Origin of the sequence: Microbacterium sp. LWH10-1.2 (assembly GCF_038397765.1) — a bacterium.
Taxonomy (GTDB): Bacteria; Actinomycetota; Actinomycetes; order Actinomycetales; family Microbacteriaceae; genus Microbacterium; species Microbacterium natoriense.
Genome location: NZ_CP151638.1, coordinates 2,525,624 through 2,540,836, shown reverse-complemented (window position 1 = coordinate 2,540,836; position 15,213 = coordinate 2,525,624). Strand labels below are relative to the sequence as shown.

The window sequence follows — 15,213 nt, the reverse complement described above, 5'->3', positions numbered from 1 at the left end:
ATATTTAGCACATTTCCGTTCGGATGGCGGCAACTTTCTCACCTCACCCGTCCCCTCGGCAGGGCTCTTCGCGGATCGCCGCAGGCCGACGACGATCGCCTGCGGGCGGGCGGTGCGCTCATCGCGAGGGAGATCGCGACCGCACCGCCCACCCGTGCTCGCGGCGTCAGGCAGCGGCGCGCAGTCCGTCGACGAGAGGCGTCGTCGGACGGCCGATGAGGCGCGCGAGCGTGCCGTCCGTGTCGGCGAGCGCACCGTCGCGGATACCGGCGTCGAGCGCGGCCACGAACCCTGCGGTGCCCTCGTCGAGACCCGCGGCGCGGAGTGCGGCGACCTGCTCGTCGGCGTCGAGACGCACGTACGAGACCTCGCGGCCGGTGATCTCGGCGAATGCCGCAGCCAGCTCGTCGTAGTTCCACGCGACGTCGCCGCCGAGCTCGTAGACCTGGCCGAGGTGGCCGTCTTCGAGGAGGACGACGGCCGCGGCATCCGCGAAGTCCTTGCGGCTGGCCGATGCCACCCGGCCGTCGCCGACGCCGGCGGCGAGCACGCCGCTCTCCGCCGCGGTGGCGAGGTCGCGCACGTAGTTCTCGGTGTACCAGTTGTTGCGCAGGATCACCGACGGAAGACCGGACGCGGCGATCGCCTCCTCCGTGGCCTTGTGCTCGGGTGCCAGGATCAGATCGGTCGTGGTGGCCTTCGGGGCGCTGGTGTAGACGAACTTCGTCACCCCCGCGGCGGCGGCGGCGTCGATCACGGCCTTGTGCTGCGCGAAGCGCTGGCCGACTTCGGAGCTGGAGACCAGGACCACCGAGTCGACGCCGTCGAGGGCGGCGGAGACGGACGCGGGGTCGGTGTAGTCGAGGTGCACGGCGCGGACGCCGAGGTCGGCGGCCTTCGCGACGTCGCGCGCTCCGGCGACGATCTGATCGGCGGACGCACCGCGCTCGATCAGGCTCTCGATGATCAGGCGGCCGAGGTTCCCGGTGGCTCCGGTGACGAGGATGGTCATGGGGTGTCCTTTCGTAGGTGACACCAGCCACAACCCGCTCGGGAAGGCCTTACATTCCAGAGTGTGGGTACCCACTTTGAAGTAAGGTACCTACATGACGGTGAGTTTTGCGCAGATAAAGGGATCGTCTCCCATGCTCTTCGACCCCGGTTGCAGCACGCGGGTCATCCTCGACCACGTCATGAGCAAGTGGGGCGTGCTGGTGCTCTCCTGCCTCTCCGACGGGACGCGCCGCTGGGGTGAGCTGCGTCGAGAGGTCGGCGGCATCAGCGAGAAGATGCTGGCCTCCACTCTGCGCACCCTCGCCGAGGACGGCATCGTGCACCGGGAGTCCCTGCCGGCGGTCCCTCCGCACGTCGAGTACAGCCTCACTCCGCTGGGGCGTGACCTGATGGAGAGGATGCTCCCTCTGGTCGCCTGGGTGGCTGAGCACTCCGATGGGATGCTCGGACGGGACTGAACCTTCGGATTCTGTTGTTTGGCACCGCTGTGAAGACGGATTCCATTGGTATCCGTAGGTGGTTGACCCGAAAACAGTAGGTGCCCTACTATCTGAACATGTCAACGACGCCAATCCATCTGGAACGACCCGACGGCAAGGGACTGGCAGCGGGGACACTGGGGCTCTGGGGATCGACCGTCATCGGCCTGGCATCCACGGCACCCGTGTACTCGCTGGTCGCCTCGCTGGGCTGGGTGGTCATCGCCGTCGGCGCGCAGGCGCCCATCGCCTTCGTGCTCGCCTTCGTGCCGATGCTGCTCATCGCCTTCGCGTACCGCGAGCTCAACAACGCCGTGCCCGACTGCGGCACCACCTTCACGTGGGGCACCAAGGCCTTCGGCCCGTGGGTGGGCTGGATGGGCGGCTGGGGCGTCGCGGTGGCCGGCATGGTGGTGCTCGCCAATCTCGCGCAGATCGCGTCGGTCTACTTCTGGTCATTGATCGGCGTCGACCTGGAGAACAACGACTGGCGCGTGATCGTCGTCGCGGTGCTCTTCATCGCCGCCATGACCTGGGTCAGCTGGCGCGGGGTCGAGATCGGCGAGCGCATCCAGAACGTCCTGCTCGGCATCCAGTACCTCGCTCTCGTCGTCTTCATCGTCGCCGTCTTCTGGCAGATCGTCAGCGGCAACGCCCCCGACGCCATCGACTTCTCGTGGGAGTGGATGAACCCGTTCGCCTTCACCTCGTGGTCGGGCTTCACCGAGGCGATCCTGCTCGCGCTGTTCATCTACTGGGGGTGGGACACCTGCCTCGCTCTGAACGAGGAGACCAAGGACCCCAAGCGGATCCCCGGTCGCGCCGCTGTGCTCACCTGCGTCATCCTGCTCTTCACCTACGTCGCCGTGACGATCGCCGCCATGATGTACGCGGGACTCGGCGAGACGGGCACGGGCCTGGGCAACGAGGCGAACGCCGACGACTTCTTCCTCGGCATCAAGGACGGCCTGCTGGGCCCGTTCGGCTGGGTGCTGGTCGTCGCGGTCATCATCTCGGCCATCTCGTCCACGCAGACGACGATCCTCCCGACCGCCCGCGGCACCCTCGCGATGGGCGTGTACCGTGCGCTGCCCGCGAAGTTCAAGGACGTGCACCCGACCTTCAAGACCCCGTCGTTCTCGACCATCATCATGGGCATCGTCGCGATCGCGTACTACGTCGGGATGACGCTCATCAGCGACAACATCCTGCAGGACTCGATCCTCTCGCTCGGCCTCGCGATCGCCTTCTACTACTCGATCACCGGGTTCGCGTGCGTCTGGTACTTCCGCAAGGACCTCATGCGCTCGCCGCGTGACTTCTTCTTCAAGGGGCTGTTCCCGCTGCTGGGCGGACTCATGCTGGCCGCGGCCTTCGTGCAGTCGGCGATCGACATGTGGGACGTGGACTACGGCAACACCGTGCTCCTCGGCATCGGCGGCACGTTCGTCGTCGGTATCGGCTCGCTGGCGATCGGCATCGTGCTGATGTTCATCTGGTTCCTCTTCCCGCGGTCGAAGCGGTTCTTCCGCGGCGAGAGCCTGAACATGGAGACCGAGGTCATGGTGCCCGACGAGCCGGGCGACTTCATCCGCTCGATCGACGGCGGCATCTGATGGCGTTCGCCACCGCCGACCTGTACGACGAGCTCGGCGACGGCATCCAGTCGCTTCCGCTGCAACTGCGCTCCTTCGGCCGGCGGCGGGCGTTCGACGGCCCCATCCGCACGGTGCGGTGCCTCGAGGACAACGCCCTCGTGAAGTCCCTCCTGGCCACGCCGGGTGAGGGCGCCGTGCTCGTGATCGACGGGGGAGGATCGCTGAACACCGCACTGATGGGCGATCTGATCGCCGCGTCGGCCGTTCAGAACGGATGGGCGGGCGTCGTGATCAACGGCGGCATCCGCGACAGCGTCGCGATCGACGGACTCGACCTCGGAGTGAAGGCTCTCGGCACCAACCCGCGCAAGAGCGCGAAGCTCGGCGCGGGCGAGGTCGACGTCACCGTCTCGTTCGGCGGCGTGGAGTTCGCGGTGGGCGCGCACCTGTACAGCGATGAGGACGGCATCCTGGTCGAGCGCCTGTCCTAGTCTTGATGAGTGCGCATCCGGCTCGACATCGCTTACGACGGCACCCACTTCCGCGGGTGGGCCAAGCAGCCGGGCCTGCGCACCGTGCAGGGCACGCTGGAAGACGCACTGGCCCGCATCGTCGGCTCTCCGGTGCAGTTCGTGGTCGCCGGGCGGACGGATGCCGGCGTGCACGCCTCCGGCCAGGTCGTCCACGTCGACCTCGACGATGAGCAGTGGTCGCGCGTCGAGTCGCGGCACGGGAAGGCGGCGCACGATCCAGCCGGCTCCCTCGCCGGTCGCATACGCGGTGTGCTCGGCGCCTACCCGGACGTCACGGTGTCCCGCTCCTCGCCGGCGCCCGAGGGCTTCGACGCCCGCTTCTCCGCGGTGTGGCGGCGGTATCGATACCGGCTCGCCGACGAGGCCTCCGGCTACGATCCGCTGCGCCGGCTGAACACGACCACCCATCGAGGCGTCCTGGACGAGCAGGCGATGGATGCCGCAGCGCAGACGCTGATCGGCCTCCACGACTTCGCGGCGTACTGCAAGCCCCGCGAAGAGGCCACGACGATCCGCACCCTTCTCGAGTACCGCTGGGCGCGGGATGCCGACGGCGTGCTCGTCGCGGAGCTCAAGGCGGACGCGTTCTGCCACAGCATGGTGCGCGCCCTCGTCGGAGCGTGCGCCGCGGTCGGCGAGGGACGACTCGACGTGGCGGATGTCGCCGTGCTGCGCGACGCCCTCGCCAGGACGAGCGAGTTCAAGGTGCTCGCCGCGCGCGGCCTGACCCTCACCGAGGTCGGCTATCCGGCCGACGAGCTGCTGTCGACGCGGGCCGAGCAGACGCGCGCACGCCGCACGTCCGACGACTGACGGGGCTCCGTTGCGGCTGTCCTTCCCCCAAAGAAGGGCAGCCGCAACGGACGTTCACCCGAAGGCCCCAGCCGTCTGACGGTGATGACGGGCCGCCGCTCTGAGGGGAGGCGAGCGCGAATCCGTATGCTGACTGTAGACGAGGCTCCTTCACACGACGGCAGGGAGAACTGTGACGGATCGGACATCGGCGTTCGCGGCCGCACTGCGCGTCGCGATCTCTGAACGCGGCATGACGCTCGCGCGTCTGCAGGCGCTGCTGAACGACGACGGCAACCCGGTGTCGATGGCGACGCTGAGCTACTGGCGATCGGGGGCGCGGCAACCGGAGGGCGCGCAGTCGCTGAGCGTCGTCGAGGGCATCGAGGATCGCCTCGCCCTCGACCGCGGTCACCTGACGAGCCTGCTCGGGCCCTCGGCGCGGCTCGGGACGGTGGCGCCCCCGAAGCTCCCCTTCGACGAGGAGAGGGTGCAGCGCGAGGCGGAGGAGACCCTCGTCGCGCTGCGGTCGGCTCCTCAGGACTCGCTGCGGGATCTGTCCACCCAGTACGTCGCGCACGTCGGTCGCGACGGAGCCGTCGAGCGCGTGGTCACGAGGGCGCTCGTGCAGTCGACCAAGGGCACGATCACCGAGGTCCCCCTCATCGACGCGACCCCGGTCGAGAGCGACGTCATGTCGGTGTTCTCCGACGTCATCGGCGGTCGGGTCGACCGCGAATACCTGCATCCGGGGCGTCTCCTCTCCGGGGTGGTGATCGCCCTCGACGAGCCCATCACGACGGGCGGCACGACGCTCATCGAGTTCACCGAGACCTATCCGCCAGGGCATCCGCCACGGCAGTCCGTCTGGCACGCGACGTCGAGGGCCGCGAGGGAGACGCTGATCTGGGTGCGCTTCCATCCGGATGCCGTGCCGAGCTGGTGCGAGGAGTTCCTCGAGACGGAGGAGGAGTACGCGTCCACGGCGCGTGCGGTGAGGTCGGGGTCGGTGCACCTCGCCAGGCACGGCTTCGGTCCGGGGATGCTCGGCATCCGCTGGGGCTATGACAGGTGATTCATCGCGACCGCTCAGCACCGACGGGTAGCGTGTGAGTGTCATGAAGGTCATCTCGTACAACCTCCAGAAGCATCGCGCCGCGAGCGAGCTCGTCGAGCTGGTCGGCGTGCACGATCCCGACGTCCTCTGCCTGCAGGAGTGCGATGTGCAGGAGCTTCCCGAGCGCATCGGAGACCTCGTGCTCGCCGAGGCGACCCAGGGCAATCGCCTTGGCCTCGCCCTGTATTACCGCGCGAGCACGTTCCGGGTGCTGGGCGTGAAGACCCTCGAGCTGAAGAAGTCGCTGCACGACCGGATCGCGAAGCCCGCCCACGAGAGGGTTCTCGGGGTGCGACTGCTCGAGATCGACGAGGGACGCGAGCTGATCGTGGCGTCCTTCCATGCGGCACCGCTCACCGCGCTGAACTCACTGCGGAGGCATCAGATCCGCGCCGCGCTCACCCAGCTCGCCGCGCTCGGCGCCGGACTCCCGCAGCTCATGGTCGGCGACTACAACTACCCCGTGTTCAAGGAGAACCTCGGCGACGCCGTGCGTGAGCACGGCTACGCGCTCACGCTCAGCGACGATCACACGTACACGCGGTATCGCGTGTTCCGCGGGCACTACGACTTCGCGACCTCTTCGGGGTTCGAGATCGAACGCGTCACGACCCTGCCTCAGGGCATGAGCGACCATCGCCCGATCCTGGTGACCGCTCGACTCGACTGATTCATGCGGCCCCGACCCGGAACGTCGAGCGGTGCGCCGCCGGGCTGACGCCAAGGCGCTGGCGGAAGTGCAGGCGCAGCGACACCGCGCTTCCGAATCCGGCGAGCTCAGCGATGCGGTCGACCGACTCGTCCGAGCTCTCGAGCAGGGTGCGGGCGGCATCCACCCGCTGATCAAGCAGCCACTGCTGCGGGCTCGTGCCCGTGCGCTCGCGGAACCGCCGCGTGAACGTCCTCCGCGAGAGGTGCACGGCCTCCGCCCACTCGTCGAGATCGAAGACCTCGGTGAGGCGGGCGCGCGCCCAGATCATCGCGCGTCCGATCGGGTCGTCCGCGGAGGCCGCGACCACCGGTGCCGGGATGTACTGCGCTTGCGAGCCGGTGCGGTGCGGTGCCAGCACGAGCGCCCTCGCCAGGGCGGTCGCGGCTGTGGCGCCGTGGTCGGAGCGCACGATGTGCAGGCAGCAGTCCAGGGCGGCTGCGGCGCCGGCCGACGTGATGACGTCGCCCAGGTCGGTCCACAGCACGTCGTCGCGGACCTCGACCTGCGGCTGCTCCGAGGTGAGTCTCGCCGCGGCGGCCCAGTGCGTGGAGACCTCCCGGCCGTCGGCGATGCCGGATGCCGACACGACGAACGTCCCGAGGCAGAGCCCCACCACCCTGGCGCCGCGGGCGTGGGCCGACGTGACGGCGTCGAGAAGGGCGGGGGAGGGCGTCATGCCCTCGCGCCAGCTCGGGATGACGACGAGGTCGGCGACGGCCATCGTCTCCAGCCCCGCGTCCACCTGGATCGCGTACCCCGCACCGGTGGGCATGGACCCTGGGTGCTCCGCGCACACGGTGACGTCGTAGAGGCCCTCGACGCCGTCGAGCCCCGCGCCGCCGAACACGAGCGTCGGCACCGACAGGTGGAAGGGGCTGATCTGCGGGAATGCGAGCACCGCGACGGTTCGTCTCCTCATGGCCTGATCCTATCGGAGAGATTCCTCAAGGCCACTGGATCGACCGCGACGGATGCCGAAGACTGATGCCATGACACAGATCCCAGCCCTTCTGATCGGCGGCCCGACGCTCCACTTCACCTATGCGGGACTCTCGATCCTCACGGACCCGACGTTCGACGAGCCCGGCGCGTACCCCGGTCCGATCACGCTGCACAAGCTCGTCGGCCCCGCAGTCGCCGCCGCGGATCTCGGCCCCGTCGACGTGGTGCTGCTCTCCCACGACCAGCACGAGGACAATCTGGACTCCGCGGGGCGCGCGCTGCTCGCCGAGGTCCCCCTGGTGCTCGGCACGCCGGACTCGGCCGAGCGCATCCCGCACGTCACCGGTCTTGACCCGTGGCAGCGGCACCGCGTCGGCGACGCCGTGATCACGGCGGTGCCGGCGCTGCACGGTCCGGAGGGAGCCGAGGCGCTCACCGGCGTCGTCACCGGTTTCGTCCTCGAGGCGGCGGGCGAGCCGACCGTGTACGTGTCGGGAGACAACGCCTCCGTCGCCCTCGTGCGCGAGATCGCCGAGCGCTTCCCGCGCATCGAGGTCGCCGTGCTCTTCACCGGTGCGGCCAACGTCGGCAGGTTCGGCGACGTCGACCTCACCCTCAACGCCCGCACCGCGCTCGAAGCGGCCGAGGCGCTGGCCGGCGCGATCATCGTGCCCGTGCACGCAGAGGGATGGTTCCACTTCTCGGAGACCCGTGAGCGTCTCATCGGCATGTTCGAGCACGCGGGGAGCGCCGGTCGGCTGCGCATCCTCACACCGGGTGAGCGCGTCGCCATCGGCTGAGGCGAGGCGCCTCGCCGACCTCCCTGCCGGAGACGGGCTCTCCGGCAGGGAGGCGCGGTTTTGGGGAACCGGCTCCGATGACGTAAGCTGTCACTTTGGTACTCGACTGCCGAGTGCCGCGAACGTGAGCCCTCCACTGGCGTGTTCCTCCCCCTGGGGAGAGAACCACCCCGGAGTGGGATTCACGAACTTCTCCGTTCGAACAAGAAAGCAGCACTATCGTGACGCGCACTTACACCCCGAAGGCCGGCGAGGTCCAGCGTGACTGGGTCGTCATCGACGCCACTGACGTCGTTCTCGGCCGTCTGGCTTCGCACGCCGCTACGCTCCTGCGTGGCAAGCACAAGCCGACCTTCGCCAACCACATCGACTCGGGTGACTTCGTCATCATCGTGAACGCCGACAAGGTCGCGCTCACCGGTCAGAAGCTCCAGAAGAAGCTGGCTTACCGCCACTCGGGTTACCCGGGCGGCCTGAAGTCGGTCACCTACGCCGAGCTCCTCGAGAAGAACCCGGTCCGCGCTGTGGAGAAGGCCATCCGTGGCATGCTCCCCAAGAACAGCCTGGGCCGTCAGCAGCTGTCGAAGCTCAAGGTGTACGTCGGTGCAGAGCACCCGCACGCCGCGCAGCAGCCGACGCCGTACACCCTCGACCAGGTCGCCCAGTAAGCGCCGTAAAGACTTAAGGACATACTCGTGGCTGACATCCAGGACACCACCGAAAACCTCCAGAACTTCTCGACGTCGACTCCCGAGACCGAAGCAGTCGAGGCGGCTCCCCGCCCCGTGCTGAGCGTCCCGGGTGCCGCCGTTGGTCGTCGCAAGCAGGCCATCGCCCGCGTGCGTCTGATCCCCGGCGCCGGCACCATCACGGTCAACGGCCGTACCCTCGAGGACTACTTCCCGAACAAGCTGCACCAGCAGCTGATCAACGACCCGTTCACGGTCCTCAACCTCGCCGGCGGCTACGACGTCATCGCCCGCATCTCCGGTGGTGGCCCCTCGGGTCAGGCCGGTGCGCTCCGCCTCGGCATCGCCCGTGCGCTGAACGAGATCGACGCCGAGAACAACCGCCCGACCCTGAAGAAGGCCGGCTTCCTCTCCCGTGACGCTCGCGTCAAGGAGCGCAAGAAGGCCGGTCTCAAGAAGGCCCGCAAGGCGCCTCAGTACTCGAAGCGCTAAGGTCCATCCGACCGATGCCGATCTTTGGCACGGACGGCGTGCGAGGACTTGCCAATGGCATCCTCACCGCCGATCTGGCGCTCACCCTGGCCCAGGCGACTGCTGTCGTCCTGGGCCAGGGCCGTACTGCGGAGGCTCGCAAAGCCGAAGGCAAGCGACTCACCGCAGTTGTGGCACGCGACCCCCGGGTCTCCGGCCACTTCCTCACCGCGGCGGTCGCCGCGGGGCTCGCATCCTCCGGGGTCGACGTGCTCGAGGCCGGGGTCATCCCGACTCCGGCGCTCGCATTCCTCGTCGCCGACAGGGATGCCGACTTCGGTGTCATGATCTCGGCGTCGCACAACCCCGCTCCTGACAACGGGATCAAGATCTTCGCCCGAGGCGGGGTCAAGCTCCCCGACGTCGTGGAGGAGCGCATCGAGGCCGCGATGGCCGACGAGAAGCTCCGTCCGACGGGCGCGGGCGTCGGACGCATCATCCGGTTCGCGGATGCCGAGGACCGCTACGTGGTGCACCTGCTCGGTTCGCTGCCGCATCAGCTCGACGGCATCCACGTGGTGCTCGACTGCGCGCACGGTGCGGCCGCGGGGGTCTCACCCGAGACGTTCCGAGACGCGGGTGCGAACGTGACCGTCATCGGGGCCGACCCCGACGGTCTGAACATCAACGACGGCGTGGGCTCGACCCACCTCGACAACCTCGCCGAGGCCGTCGTCCGGCTGGGCGCCGACATCGGCATCGCCCACGACGGCGACGCGGATCGCTGCCTCGCGGTCGACGCCCAGGGCAACGTCATCGACGGCGATCAGATCATGGCGATCCTCGCGGTGTCGATGAAGGAGCGCGGGCACCTCACCGACGACACCCTCGTCGCGACCGTGATGAGCAACCTCGGTCTGCACGTCGCCATGCGCGAGCAGGGGATCACCGTGCGGCAGACCGCCGTCGGAGACCGCTACGTGCTCGAGGACATGAACGAGGGCGGATACGCGCTCGGCGGCGAGCAGTCGGGCCACGTGATCATGAGCGAGTTCGCCACCACCGGAGACGGCCTGCTGACCGGTCTGCACCTGGTGAGCGAGATGGCGCGGCAGAAGAAGTCGATCGCCGAGCTCGCGAGCGTCATGAAGGTCTACCCTCAGGTGCTCATCAACGTGCGGGGCGTCGACAAGGACGCCCTGGAGGGCGACGAGGTCGTGCAGGCGGCGGTTCGCGAGGTGGAGGCCGAACTCGGCGACACCGGGCGCGTCCTGCTGCGCAAGTCCGGCACGGAGCCGCTGGTGCGGGTCATGGTCGAGGCGGCGGATGCCGAATCGGTGCAGACCTATGCCGAGCGCCTCGCCGACGTCGTGCGCGAGCGTCTCGCGCTCTGAACATCATGAGAGGAAGCGGACGGATGCCGGAAGGCCTCCGTCCGCTTCGTCGTATCCGAGGCGGTGCGGAGGGGATATGAGCGGAACGGCGCTGGTCATCGGAGGCGGCGGGTCCACGGGCAACGCCTGGGCTCTCGGCGTCCTCGCCGGCCTCGCGGACGGCGGGCTCGACGTCACGGACGCCGATGTGGTCGTCGGCACATCGGCGGGGTCGACGACGGCCGTCCAGGCGCTGTCGGGCGCTGTGGGAGAGCTGTACGCGGCATCGCTGGTTCCGATCCCGCAGGGCGCCGGGCCCGACCGGACCAGGGCGGCAGTCGAGGGCATGGCGAGGACGGCCGACATCATCGCCGCCTCCGCCGACATCGAGGATCTGCGCCGCAGGCTCGGTGAGGCCGCTTTGGCGATGGACCAGGACGGGTCGCGCTCCACGCGGTGGCGCGAGATGGTCGCGAGGAGGCTCCCGCGCCAGGACTGGCCTGATCGGGAGCTGCGCATCACGGCTGTCGACGCGCGCACGGGCGAGCCGGTGGTGTTCACGCGGGAGAGCGGTGTCGAGCTGGCGGATGCCGTCGCGGCGAGCTGCTCGAGCGGGTTCGCGTACGCGATCGGCGAGGAGCGCTATCTGGACGGCGGCTATCGTCGCAATGAGAACGCCGATCTGGCAGCCGGGTGCGAGCGCGTCCTCGTGCTCTCACCGTTCGGCGGGCGGTCGCGGCATCCGATCGAGTGGGGAAGCGACCTCGTCAGTCAGGTCGAGGAGCTGCGCTCCACGGGGAGTCGCGTCGAGGTGATCGTCCCCGGTGAGGGCGCCGTGCATCTGTTCGGAGCATCGGCGATGGACCTGACCCTGCGCCCGGAAGCGGCGCTGCTCGGCCACTCCCAGGGGTTCGAGCTCGCAGGCGGGCTCTCGGACTTCTGGCGCTGACGAGAAGAGGGGGTCCGGTCTCTCGACCGGACCCCCTTTCTCGTCAGATCAGGCTGCTTCGTGCTTGCGGTTGCGGCGGACCGTCGCCGCGACGGCGAGGCCGCCGCCGGCCAGGACGAGCGCGCCTCCGCCGATCCAGATGGGCAGGAGCGCGGAGCTGTCGGCTCCGGTGGCGGCGAGGCCGTCATCGCCGGTCCCCGTGCCCGCGCCCGCGTCCGTGGTGACGTACGCGGCGATGCCGGTCGGGTTGGATTCCGAGGTCGCCAGCACCGAGTAGCGGCCGGAGGCGTTGGAGGGGAGCTTTATGCTGACCGCTCCGAGGCCGCCGTTGCTGCTGGCGGTCACGGTGCCGAGAGCCTTGGTCTCGATCGCGAACTTCACGAAGCCGAGCGAGGCGCCCAGGGCGTTCTCTCCGGTGAGGCTGATGGTGACGCTCTCGCCGGGGGCGAAGATCTCCGCGGGGGCGGAGAAGGTGAACGTGCCGCCGGGTGCGACGGTCGCCGCACTGACGGTTCCGGTGGACGGAGGGGTGTACGACGTTGCGCCGGCGAAGGCCGGGGTGAGGAGCAGTGCGCCGGCGACGAGAGCGGTCGTGGCGGCTGCCTTGATGAAACTGCGCTTCATGGCGGGGCCTCTCTGGGGGAGTGGGGCAAGAACTCGGAGGGCTGTGAGGGTTCCGAGCGTTAAGCGAGGCGGGGAGCCGCGATGGTCTCCCACCAGAAGCCCCCCTCCTAAATATCACTATCCCGGAATATCGCAACCCTGTGCAATGGCAGAGGACTCCTCCTGGCCATTCGTCGGAGTCGTCTGGCCAATGGTCTGAGGCGCCTGGCCGATCGTCGGGGTCGCTCGCGTGAGGAGCACGGGCGTGTGCGGAGTCCGCACGCGCACCGTCAAGGTCGCGGTCTGTCCCGGAGCGAGCTGAACGGTCCACATCAACACGTCACGGCCGGCATCCACCCCGCTCCCGATGCCGGGGGTGACCGCCTCTCCCGATGCATCCGTCGAGAGCAGGGTCGAGCCCTGGGGCAGGTACACGTAGACGGCGGTCTTCACCTGACCGGGCGGGACGCCGTGGCTGCCGCCGCCTGTGACGTAGCTCGGGAGGTCGGCGGCATCGGCAGGCGCGGTGTTGCGGATCGTCACGGTGGTCTGCGCCTGATCCGCCCCGCACCACCACGTCGTCTGCGTCTCGAGCGTCTGGTGGACGTCCATCTTCGCCGAGGTCGCATCGTTGACGTAGACCCCGAACGCGGTCGTCGTCGCGTCGGTCTCGGGCAAGGCGCCCTGCAGTGTCGTGGCGTCGAGGATCGCTTGCTCCGCAGGGTCGTGGTTCCACACCAGCACCCGATGCTCGGCCCCGGCGCGGGCCAGTGCCTCGAGGAGACCCGCGGGTGACCCCGCCCCCGAGGCGAGGGCATCGAAGACTGCACCGGCGGATGCGGCGAAGAACGCGTCCTGCTCCCGGGGTTCCCGGTAGCGCTCGTACACCCCGCTGAGCAGCAGGTCGACCGCGTTCTCACCGGTGAGCGCGTCGCCGGTCGGAAGCGTCACGGGGCCGGTCGCCGCGAGCAGGTACGACAGCGCGACGGGATCGAGTGCGATGACCCCGTCGACCTCGACGCCGGTCTGCCGCAGCCACATCTCCCGTGCGACAGGGGCGCCGCGGGTGAAGTCGGGGATCTGCGTGACGTTCTGCACGAAGCGCCCCGGCTGAGTGCCGAAGAGCTGCGTCTCCTCCTCGCTGAGCGGGAGCACGGGCTCTGCGTAGATCGGGAAATCGGACGAGGAGCTCTGGGCGACGAGAGTCAGGCGCCCGCTGTCGACGTGCAGCTGCAGCATCGCTCCGGCGATCCCGCCGAGGGAGCGCCACTCCGCGTTGTTCTGCAGGACGACCAGGTAGTCGCGCGGGCCGTCGACGCCGAGCATCGACGGTGCGAGAGCCGAGGCCCGACGCAGGGCGTCGACGCCCTCGTGGGCGCCGGTGACGAGATCGGAGACCTGTGCCACGGCCGCGCGGACGGGGGAGATCAGGGGAGCGGGATCGATGTCGCCGATCGTCTCGCGTGCAGCGGCCAGCGCGTCCGCACTCGTCGCCGCGGCGGGCGCGATCTCCGTGAAGGGCGCGAGGTCGATCACTCCCTCCTTCGGGCGGATGCTGTCGAGCGAGGACGTCGCCGCGATGTGCGAGAGCGGGGTCAGGGCGTACGACGCGATGTCGTCGAGGGCTGCGGACACCGTCGACACGGCGGCCAGCTGCGGCCCGATCCAGGGCACGTGCTCGCCGGCCTTCCAGATCGCGTCGCCCGTGAGGGCGCGCGCGGCGGAGGTGTCGTCGGCGATGCGTCGGATGAGGGCGGGTGCCGCCGAGGGATCCGCCAGCACGGAGGGGGCCTCGGCCGCCGCCTCGCTCGCGCTCTCCAGGTGCTGGTAGGCGAGGGAACCGCGGATGCCGATCCACACCGCGCACACGGCGGCGGCGAGCAGGATGCCGCCGAACACCCAGGCGGAGATGCGCCCGGCCCGGCGTCGACGACGGGAGGTGCGGGGCGCGGAGGTCACAGGGACACGATAGTCGTATTGGTATATCGGATGCCTCGGCACCGCGTAGTCTCGCAGGGTGAGTGACCTCGGCATCGAAGGAGCGGGTGTGGACGATGGAGAATCGCAGGGACGGGAGCGGCTCCTCTTCGTCGCGCCGTGGGTGCCGTCTCGGCAGCGCCCGCGCAGCCTCGGCATCCTGAAGGCCCTCGTCGAGGACTACGACGTCACCGCGCTCCTCCTCGTCTGGTCGGACCAGGACTCCGCAGACGCGCGCGAGCTGATCGCCCTCCTCCCCGAGCGCACCGACGTCCGCGTCGTGGGTCTCGGCAGGATCGGCGGGCTCGCCCGCGCTGCATGCGCCGTGTTCTCGCGGCGGCCTCTGCAGCAGGCGTTCACCGGAGCGCGGAAAGCCGACGCCGCGATCAGACGCGCCATCGCCGACACCGCGCCCGACATCGTCTTCTTCAACGTCATCCGCTCGGCGAACTTCCTGCCGCTGGCGCGGGGGATGCGCGTCGTCGACCTCGACGAGTTCCGGAGCGACTACTACCGCCAGCTGCTCGCCACCGGCCGCAATCCGCTGTGGCGTGTCATCGCGAGGATCGAGGCCGGCCGGCTGAGCCGCGCGGAGGAGCAGGTCGTCGACGAAGCCGACGCGGTTCTCGTCTCATCTCCCGCTGAACTGCGTCCGGACGGAGTCGTCCGCCTCGTGCGCTCGCCGCACGCTCTCGACCTCTCGCCGGGCGACGGCGCGGCGGTGACGTTGGCTCCGTCATCGGCGCTGTTCGTCGGACGGCTGTCGTACCGGGCGAATCGCGAGGCGCTCGCGTGGTACGTCCAGCACGTGGTCCCCGAGCTGCGCAGGCGCGGCGCGGGGGGAACGCTGTACATCGTCGGGCGCGGCGCCGGCCCCGATGTCCGTGCGCTCGTCGCCGACGGGGTCGAGCTGATCGGCGCGGTCGACGAGGTGGCGCCCTACTACGCCGCCGCGGACGTGTGCATCGTCCCGATCCAGATGGCCACGGGCGTGCAGATGAAGCTGATCGAGGCGGCCGTGCTGGGCAGGGCGATCGTGACGACGAGGATCTCGGCGGAACGCGCCGGCCTGGTCGACGGCATCCACTGCCTCGTCGCGGAGTCGCCGACGGAATGGGCGGATGCTGTGCAGCGCCTGCACGGATCGCCGCAGCTGCGTGCGGA

The 15,213-nt window shown here is 69.4% G+C and carries 15 protein-coding genes and 1 pseudogene; 12 read left to right on the top strand and 4 right to left on the bottom strand.

Translation table 11 applies throughout. The features are described 5' to 3' along the window. Positions 1-166 precede the first annotated feature (166 nt). Positions 167-1,012 (bottom strand): SDR family oxidoreductase, encoded by an 846-nt coding sequence (locus MRBLWH10_RS12095; protein ID WP_341940056.1) that lies wholly within the window; start codon positions 1,010-1,012, stop codon positions 167-169. 94 nt (positions 1,013-1,106) lie between these two features. Between MRBLWH10_RS12095 and MRBLWH10_RS12090 the strand changes: the two genes are divergently transcribed. The 6 genes from MRBLWH10_RS12090 to MRBLWH10_RS12065 all read left to right on the top strand — a co-directional run bounded on the left by MRBLWH10_RS12090 (position 1,107) and on the right by MRBLWH10_RS12065 (position 6,203). After that, on the top strand, positions 1,107-1,472 hold the full coding sequence (locus MRBLWH10_RS12090; RefSeq protein ID WP_223586978.1) for a helix-turn-helix domain-containing protein: 366 nt from the start codon (positions 1,107-1,109) through the stop codon (positions 1,470-1,472). A 98-nt stretch (positions 1,473-1,570) separates the two neighbouring features. Further along, a complete protein-coding gene (locus MRBLWH10_RS12085; protein WP_341940055.1) occupies positions 1,571-3,109 on the top strand; it encodes an APC family permease in 1,539 nt (512 codons plus the stop codon). Further along, positions 3,109-3,582 carry a ribonuclease E activity regulator RraA gene (gene rraA, locus MRBLWH10_RS12080; protein WP_341940054.1) on the top strand — a complete coding sequence of 158 codons (474 nt, stop codon included), beginning with the start codon at positions 3,109-3,111 and terminating at the stop codon, positions 3,580-3,582. The genes MRBLWH10_RS12085 and rraA overlap by 1 nt, the downstream gene beginning before the upstream one ends. 9 nt (positions 3,583-3,591) lie before the next feature. Next, on the top strand, positions 3,592-4,437 hold the full coding sequence (truA, locus tag MRBLWH10_RS12075) for a tRNA pseudouridine(38-40) synthase TruA (RefSeq protein WP_341940053.1): 846 nt from the start codon (positions 3,592-3,594) through the stop codon (positions 4,435-4,437). Between the two features lie 172 nt (positions 4,438-4,609). Continuing rightward, positions 4,610-5,491 carry a hypothetical protein gene (locus MRBLWH10_RS12070; protein WP_341940052.1) on the top strand — a complete coding sequence of 294 codons (882 nt, stop codon included), beginning with the start codon at positions 4,610-4,612 and terminating at the stop codon, positions 5,489-5,491. Between the two features lie 43 nt (positions 5,492-5,534). Further along, positions 5,535-6,203 (top strand): endonuclease/exonuclease/phosphatase family protein, encoded by a 669-nt coding sequence (locus tag MRBLWH10_RS12065; RefSeq protein WP_105672673.1) that lies wholly within the window; start codon positions 5,535-5,537, stop codon positions 6,201-6,203. A 1-nt stretch (position 6,204) separates the two neighbouring features. Here the strand turns inward: MRBLWH10_RS12065 and MRBLWH10_RS12060 are convergent, their stop codons facing one another. Beyond that, a complete protein-coding gene (locus tag MRBLWH10_RS12060; protein ID WP_341940051.1) occupies positions 6,205-7,164 on the bottom strand; it encodes a helix-turn-helix domain-containing protein in 960 nt (319 codons plus the stop codon). A 70-nt stretch (positions 7,165-7,234) separates the two neighbouring features. Here MRBLWH10_RS12060 and MRBLWH10_RS12055 point away from each other — a divergent pair, with 70 nt between their 5' ends. The 5 genes from MRBLWH10_RS12055 to MRBLWH10_RS12035 all read left to right on the top strand — a co-directional run bounded on the left by MRBLWH10_RS12055 (position 7,235) and on the right by MRBLWH10_RS12035 (position 11,469). After that, positions 7,235-7,987, top strand: coding sequence for an MBL fold metallo-hydrolase (locus MRBLWH10_RS12055; protein WP_341940050.1), 753 nt, complete (start codon positions 7,235-7,237; stop codon positions 7,985-7,987). A 221-nt stretch (positions 7,988-8,208) separates the two neighbouring features. Then, on the top strand, positions 8,209-8,655 hold the full coding sequence (gene rplM, locus MRBLWH10_RS12050) for a 50S ribosomal protein L13 (protein ID WP_105672676.1): 447 nt from the start codon (positions 8,209-8,211) through the stop codon (positions 8,653-8,655). A 27-nt stretch (positions 8,656-8,682) separates the two neighbouring features. After that, positions 8,683-9,168: a 30S ribosomal protein S9 gene (gene rpsI, locus MRBLWH10_RS12045; protein ID WP_105672677.1), complete on the top strand. Its 486-nt coding sequence runs from the start codon at positions 8,683-8,685 to the stop codon at positions 9,166-9,168. Between the two features lie 14 nt (positions 9,169-9,182). After that, positions 9,183-10,541 (top strand): phosphoglucosamine mutase, encoded by a 1,359-nt coding sequence (gene glmM / locus MRBLWH10_RS12040; protein WP_105672678.1) that lies wholly within the window; start codon positions 9,183-9,185, stop codon positions 10,539-10,541. A gap of 76 nt (positions 10,542-10,617) precedes the next feature. Beyond that, positions 10,618-11,469 carry a patatin-like phospholipase family protein gene (locus MRBLWH10_RS12035; protein ID WP_341940049.1) on the top strand — a complete coding sequence of 284 codons (852 nt, stop codon included), beginning with the start codon at positions 10,618-10,620 and terminating at the stop codon, positions 11,467-11,469. A gap of 48 nt (positions 11,470-11,517) precedes the next feature. On the opposite strand, the gene MRBLWH10_RS12030 is transcribed toward MRBLWH10_RS12035, so the two are convergent. Next, the gene (locus MRBLWH10_RS12030) at positions 11,518-12,093 is read right to left on the bottom strand and encodes a cell wall protein (RefSeq protein WP_341940048.1); all 576 of its coding nucleotides are present in this window, start codon (positions 12,091-12,093) and stop codon (positions 11,518-11,520) included. A 117-nt stretch (positions 12,094-12,210) separates the two neighbouring features. After that, the gene (locus MRBLWH10_RS12025; RefSeq protein WP_341940047.1) at positions 12,211-14,031 is read right to left on the bottom strand and encodes a DUF4012 domain-containing protein; all 1,821 of its coding nucleotides are present in this window, start codon (positions 14,029-14,031) and stop codon (positions 12,211-12,213) included. A gap of 490 nt (positions 14,032-14,521) precedes the next feature. Between MRBLWH10_RS12025 and MRBLWH10_RS12020 the strand changes: the two are divergent. Continuing rightward, positions 14,522-15,205 (top strand): annotated as a pseudogene (locus MRBLWH10_RS12020) (glycosyltransferase family 4 protein); the annotation flags it as partial. Positions 15,206-15,213 lie beyond the last annotated feature (8 nt).

Excerpts from the sequence above, each read along its gene's own strand:
- MRBLWH10_RS12085 (WP_341940055.1), top strand. The coding sequence starts at position 1,571 with ATGTCAACGACGCCAATCCATCTGGAACGACCCGACGGCAAGGGACTG.
- MRBLWH10_RS12055 (WP_341940050.1), top strand. The coding sequence starts at position 7,235 with ATGACACAGATCCCAGCCCTTCTGATCGGCGGCCCGACGCTCCACTTC.
- MRBLWH10_RS12090 (WP_223586978.1), top strand. The coding sequence starts at position 1,107 with ATGACGGTGAGTTTTGCGCAGATAAAGGGATCGTCTCCCATGCTCTTC.
- MRBLWH10_RS12030 (WP_341940048.1), bottom strand. The coding sequence starts at position 12,093 with ATGAAGCGCAGTTTCATCAAGGCAGCCGCCACGACCGCTCTCGTCGCC.
- MRBLWH10_RS12060 (WP_341940051.1), bottom strand. The coding sequence starts at position 7,164 with ATGAGGAGACGAACCGTCGCGGTGCTCGCATTCCCGCAGATCAGCCCC.
- MRBLWH10_RS12095 (WP_341940056.1), bottom strand. The coding sequence starts at position 1,012 with ATGACCATCCTCGTCACCGGAGCCACCGGGAACCTCGGCCGCCTGATC.
- MRBLWH10_RS12065 (WP_105672673.1), top strand. The coding sequence starts at position 5,535 with ATGAAGGTCATCTCGTACAACCTCCAGAAGCATCGCGCCGCGAGCGAG.
- glmM (WP_105672678.1), top strand. The coding sequence starts at position 9,183 with ATGCCGATCTTTGGCACGGACGGCGTGCGAGGACTTGCCAATGGCATC.
- MRBLWH10_RS12035 (WP_341940049.1), top strand. The coding sequence starts at position 10,618 with ATGAGCGGAACGGCGCTGGTCATCGGAGGCGGCGGGTCCACGGGCAAC.
- rraA (WP_341940054.1), top strand. The coding sequence starts at position 3,109 with ATGGCGTTCGCCACCGCCGACCTGTACGACGAGCTCGGCGACGGCATC.